The sequence below is a fragment of the Kitasatospora sp. NPDC007106 genome (genome assembly GCF_040634455.1).
In the GTDB taxonomy this organism is placed as follows: Bacteria; Actinomycetota; Actinomycetes; order Streptomycetales; family Streptomycetaceae; genus Kitasatospora; species Kitasatospora arboriphila.
The window spans coordinates 1-5,405 of sequence record NZ_JBEYFP010000405.1 but is presented as its reverse complement, the minus strand read 5'-3'; the positions used below and the strand labels follow the sequence as shown (position 1 = coordinate 5,405).

The following is a 5,405-nucleotide window of genomic DNA, read 5'->3' as shown; positions in this document are numbered from 1 at the left end:
GGCGGTGAGGCCCTCCGCGGCCTGCCACAGGGCGTCGGCCGGGCCGTCGACCAGCGTGTAGGTGCGCCAGCCGAGTGCCGGAACCGCGTCGGCACGCAAGTGCAGCGTGCCCCGGTCCACGGCGCACGGCACCGGCAGGCCGTCCTCATCCAGCACCCGCACGCCGTCGAGGCCGTCCGGCAGCCGGAGCGACACCACGCCGGAGCGCCGGAAGGACAGGGAGTTGACGACCACCACCGAACGGTCGTCGCCGGTGCCGATCCCGCCGGTCAGCGCTTCGAGCGAGGCGTCCCGGACGGCGGCGGCCAGGTCGTGGGCCTCGCGCCAGCCGCCCAGCAGGTCCAGGTAGACCTGGTCGGACTCGGAGCCGGTGATCGCATCGTGGTGCGCACCGTAGGCGAGGTGGCGCCACACCTTGTCGAGCGCCGCCTCCGGGTACCGGCCGAGACCCTGCACCGCGGCCAGGGTGGCGAACCGCTCCGCGTCCAGCGCCGCCGTCTCGGCCGCCCGCTGGGCCTGCTTGGTGTCGATGTAGGAGACGTCCTTGCCGGTGTACACAGGGTTCATGTCCCGGGTCTGAGGGCTCAACTTGCGCCCCGAAAAATCGAGTTCGGCCCGGACGGCGGTCAGGAAGTCCCGCGGCGTGCCGCAGACGAACCGCGGCCACACGTACTTGGCCGCCCACGACCGGTGGATCTCGGTGACCCACTTGTTCGGCGGGGTGTAGTCGGTGCCGACCGGCAGCAGCAGGTTCCTCGTCGCGCCGACCGGCTTCAGCTTGCGGTACAGCTCGTACACCGCCTGCTCGGCGGCGGCCAGGTCGGGGGAGGAGTCCATCCACCAGCCCGCCGAGTAGTGGTGCGGCATGTAGTGGGTGAGCACCCCGCGCCCGGACGGCGAGATCCACTCGAACTCGCTCGGGAACTGCATCACCGTCGCGTCGTCCTTGGCCTCCCGGAAGTTCCTCTGGATCGGCCCCCACTGGTGGAACGGCCCGCGCGCCCAGGCACTGCCGGTCAGCCCGGCGGCAGCCAGATGGCCCGGGAACTGGGGATCGTGGCCGAAGACGTCCAACTGCCAGGCGGTCCGCGGGTCCCCGCCGAGGATGTCGCGCTGGTAGCCGATGCCGTACAGCAGGTTGCGGACGGTGGTCTCGGCGCCGGTCAGATTGGTGTTCGGCTCGTTGTAGGTGCCGCCCACCAGCTCCACCCGCCCGCTCGCCAGCAGCTCCCGCAGCTGCGCCCGGCGCTCGGGGTGCTGGTCGAAGTACGGCTTGAGGTAGTCGACCTCGGCGAGGACGAACGTGTACACCGGGTCGCGCTGCGCCAGTTCCAGGTGCGCGTCGACCAGTGCGAAGCCGTTGCGCTCCCACAGCGGGCGGGTGGTGGCGTCGCCGGACAGCAGCTCCCAGGGCGAGGTGTACGCGGCCTGGGTGTTCCACCAGACCGGGTCGTAGTGGAAGTGCGAGACCATGAACATCGTCCAGCCGGGCTCGGCGACCTCCAGCTCGCCGGGGGCCTCGCCGTCGCCGGCGGTCACGGTGACCCGGCGGCGCTCGCCGGGGACCGGGTCGTCGACCTCCAGCGGGACCTCGACGGGGCCCGTGCCGGTCGCACTGCCGCGGACGCCCGGGCCGGTCACGTCGATGCGGCACGGCGGGCCGTCCACCGTCATCCGCAGGATCTGGCGCGGCGCGGCCTCGGTGCCCGTGAACAGGTCGGTGGAGGCGACATGGGTGATGCGGACGACCGGCACGGGGTGTCCTTCCTCGGGGCGGACCCTGGTACGAGGTTAGGCCCGGGCGGGCGGGCCGCGTCGCACGCCACGGCGACGCGGCCCGCCCGCCGCGGGCGGAGGGGTGCGGTGGTGCGGGCGCTGCTACGGGCCCCAGGCCTCGAACTCGTAGATGCGGGCGGCCGGATCGGTGGTCCGGGTCGGGCTGGTGATCACCAGCCGGACGTAGCGGGCGCTGAGGGACACCGGGTGGGTGGTGGTGCCGGCGGTGTTGCCGGTGACGGTGACGGCGGTGGTCCACGGGTCGGTGGTGGCGTTACGGACCTGGACGGTGAAGTCGCGGGTGTTCCACGACGGGCTCTCACCGCCCGCCTGGGCGTGCTTGACCACGAAGGAGGTCAGGCTGCGGGCCGAGCCGAGGTCCACCTCCAGCCACTTGCTGCCGGTCAGCGTGCACCACTTGTCGCCGTTGCCGCCGGACACCGAGCCGTTGACGGCCTTCGCCGCGGTCTCGTTGCCGTTGCACTGGCCGGACGCGGTGGTCGGGCGGTTCAGTGCCAGGTTGCTGCTCGCCGCCGCGGACCAGGTGACGGTGGTGCTCGCGGCGGCCGAGCGGCCGTACTCGGTGGAGACCGCCTCGACGTCCAGCACGGTCGACGTCTCGGTGCCTGCCCGGTCGAGCTGCGGGACGAACCAGGCGGTGTTCGGCGTCGCGCCGAGGAAGGTGCGGCTGCCGTCCGGGTTGCGCCGGTACACCTCGTAGTGGTGGACCGCGCCGGTGGCGGAGGGCGTCCAGGCGAGCCGCACGGACTTGCGGGTCGGGCCGACGTCGGTGGAGCCGAGGACGGTGAACCCGCTCGGGGCGGCGGCCGTGTCCACCGTGCCGTCACGGACGGCGAGTTGGCCGACCTTCACGTCGAGGGACGGCGTGCTGCCGGTGGTCCGCAACCCCAGCTGGGCGATGGTGCGTCCGGCGTACGGCGACAGGTCGAGCGTCCGGCGCTCCCAGCCCGCCGTGGTGGTGGAGCCGAGGTCGAGGGTGGTGAAGACGGTCGGCGAGTCCGTGAAGGCGACCGCCGCCCGGAGGTGGGTGGCCCCGGCGGCCGGGGTCTTCAGGACGACGTCGAGGCGGGTGTCCGCGGCCACCGGCAGCCGGGTCTGGTACAGCCGCACCGTGTTGTCGGAGTCGAGGGCGCCGGTGAGGCGAAGCGCGGAGCCGCCCTCGTAGGCGTCGGTGAAGTCGATCGACGGGGTGATCCTGGTGCCGGCGGAGGAGACCAGCCAGCGGTAGGTCGGCGGGACGTCCTGGACGGAGAGGTTGTTCCAACCGGTGGAGGAGACCCGTACGCCGCCGGAGTTCCAGAAGTCGCCCTGACCGGCGTCGAAGGAGGTGACGAACGGTTTGGCGGTGATCGGCGAGGACTCGGGGACGTAGCCGGCGAGGCCCTTCCAGGACGAGGAGGTCGCGGTGTTCGACGGGTCGCCGTTGGCGCCGTCCCAGTAACGTGCCTCGCGGGCGTAGGAGTCGGCGCGGCCGGTGGCCGAGGTGTGCGTCCACTCCGGGCGGTAGAGGCCCAGCGAGGTGGTGTGCGGCTCGTTCGAGGGGAAGAGCGCGTTCCAGTTCACCGAGGTGTTGTAGCCGTTGGCCTCGGTGTCGATGCCGGAGTACAGCTCGTACTCGCTGCGGCCGAGCGAGCGGGCCAGTGTCCGGGAGGAGTCGAGGCCGCCGGCGGACCAGCCGAAGTTGAGGAACATCGAGTCCGAGGTCTTCTGCCCGGACTCCTGGAGGAACGCGTCGTCGGCGGAGGTGAGGGCGTTCTGCCAGTTCACCGAGCCGGACTCGGTCATCGCGTCGTACCACATGAACTCGACCGGTCCGAGCGAGCGGGCGTAGCGCATCTCGTCGCGCAGCGCGGTGGCGAGCGCCGGATCGCCGCCGTCCGTCTCCTGGTTGACGAACCAGCCGTCGAAGCCGTAGTACTGCGCGGCCTGCACCAGTTTGTCGGCGACGGGGTAGCGGCTGCCGGACTTCCGGGCGAAGTCGCGCACCCACTGGAGCTTTCCGCCGTACGCGGTGGGCGGGAAGAAGACCGTGCCGTACACCTTCACGCCGTTGCGGTGGGCGGCGTCGATCACGGTCGGGTTCGGGGCGAGGATCAGGCCCTCGCCCGCCGAGCCGCCCCAGAACACCAGCGTGTCGACGTACTGCCAGTGGCCGAAGGCGTAGTAGTTCGGGTCGGTGGAGCCCTGCGAGGGGTTGCTCGACGTCGGCCCGAAGGACACCAGCGAGACCACCTTGCCCTCGCCGGGGCGGGCGTTGGCGTTGGCCTTGAGCGCCGGGTCCGACGTGCGGGGGCTGAGCGGGACGGTGGCCCGGTTGAACCGGGCGTCGGGGTCCGTGGCGGGATCCCAGTCGAGGATCGTGTTCGGGTACCAGTAGGAGGCGTACGGCTGGCTTCCGCCGGTGCCGGCCGCGGCCTGCGGGGCGGGGGCGAGAAGGACGGCCGATAACGCGGCGAGGGTGGTGCTCAGCAGCATGGCGAGACGTCGTTTCATCCGGGACTCCGGTCCAGCGGGGGACGGTTGCTGGTGCAGTGGTGGTGCGGATGACGTGGAGCGGCGAGCGTCCCGCAGGCTAAAGAGCTTTAGTTCGCGGTGTCAAGAGGTCGCGCGGGCGGTGGACTCGCGGACGGTCAGCCGGGGCGTCGGGTTCTGGACGTCACGGGCGGCGGACGGATCGGCGATCACGGCCAGCAGTTCCCGGGCGACCTGCTCGCCGAGCGCGAAGGTGTCGCGGGAGAGCGCCGTCAGCGACGGGTGGACGATCCGGGCCAGTGCCGAGTCGTCGAAGGAGACGACCGACAGGTCGTCGGGGACGGCGACGCCCATCTCGGCAGCCACGCGGAGCCCGGCCACGGCCATCACGTCGCTGTCGTAGATGATCGCGGTCGGCCGCTGACGGCGGGCCAGCAGCGCCCGGGTGGCGGCGGCGCCCTCGGCGTCGGAGAAATCGGTCGGCAGCGACACCGCCTCGGTGAGCCCGAGCCGCCGTGCGCAGTCGCGCACCGCCCGGATCCGGCGCCGGGTGTGCTGGAAGGCGGGCAGCCCGGCCAGGTGGGCGATCCGGCGGTGCCCGAGCGCCGCCAGGTAGTCGACGATCGACACCATCGCCTCCCGGTCGTCGGCCCAGACGCTGGGCAACGAGCCGTGCCGGCCCGGCCCGCCCATCACCAGCGCGGGCACCGCCAGCTCCTCCAGCACCGGCACGCGCGGGTCGTGGACCTGCAGGTCGACCACGACGAAGCCGTCCACGCGGTGCTCGGACGCCCAGCGCCGGTACACCTCGATCTCGGCCGCGGTGTCCTCGACGACCAGCAACTGGAGGGCGGTGCCGTCGCCGGACAGCCCGGCCTGCAAGCCGGACAGCAACTGCCCGAAGAAGGGTTCCAGTCCGATGGTCCGCGCCGGGCGGGCCAGCACCAGCCCGACCGCCCGCGCCCGGGCCCCGCCCAGGGCGCGGGCCGCGCTGTGCGGCCGCCAGTTCATGCGCTCGGCGACCTGCAGGATCCGGGTCCTGGTCGCCTCGCTCACCCCCGGCCGGCCGTTCAGCGCGAACGACACCGCGCCGCTGGAGACCCCGGCCTCGCGGGCGATGTCGGCGATCGTCGGTC

At 72.6% G+C, this 5,405-nt stretch carries 2 protein-coding genes and 1 pseudogene; all 3 read right to left on the bottom strand.

The annotated features are described in order from the left end of the window. Window positions 1-1,755: pseudogene (locus ABZ641_RS24705) on the bottom strand (glycoside hydrolase); the annotation flags it as partial. 123 nt (window positions 1,756-1,878) lie between these two features. Further along, window positions 1,879-4,290, bottom strand: a complete 2,412-nt coding sequence (locus ABZ641_RS24700) for a discoidin domain-containing protein (protein WP_359984991.1) — start codon at window positions 4,288-4,290, stop codon at window positions 1,879-1,881. Window positions 4,291-4,392: 102 nt separating this feature from the next. Further along, window positions 4,393-5,405 (bottom strand): LacI family DNA-binding transcriptional regulator (locus ABZ641_RS24695; RefSeq protein ID WP_359984988.1); only part of this gene is annotated, 1,013 nt, incomplete at its 5' end.

Coding starts and splice junctions, on each gene's coding strand:
- ABZ641_RS24700 (WP_359984991.1), bottom strand. CDS start 4,290: ATGAAACGACGTCTCGCCATGCTGCTGAGCACCACCCTCGCCGCGTTA.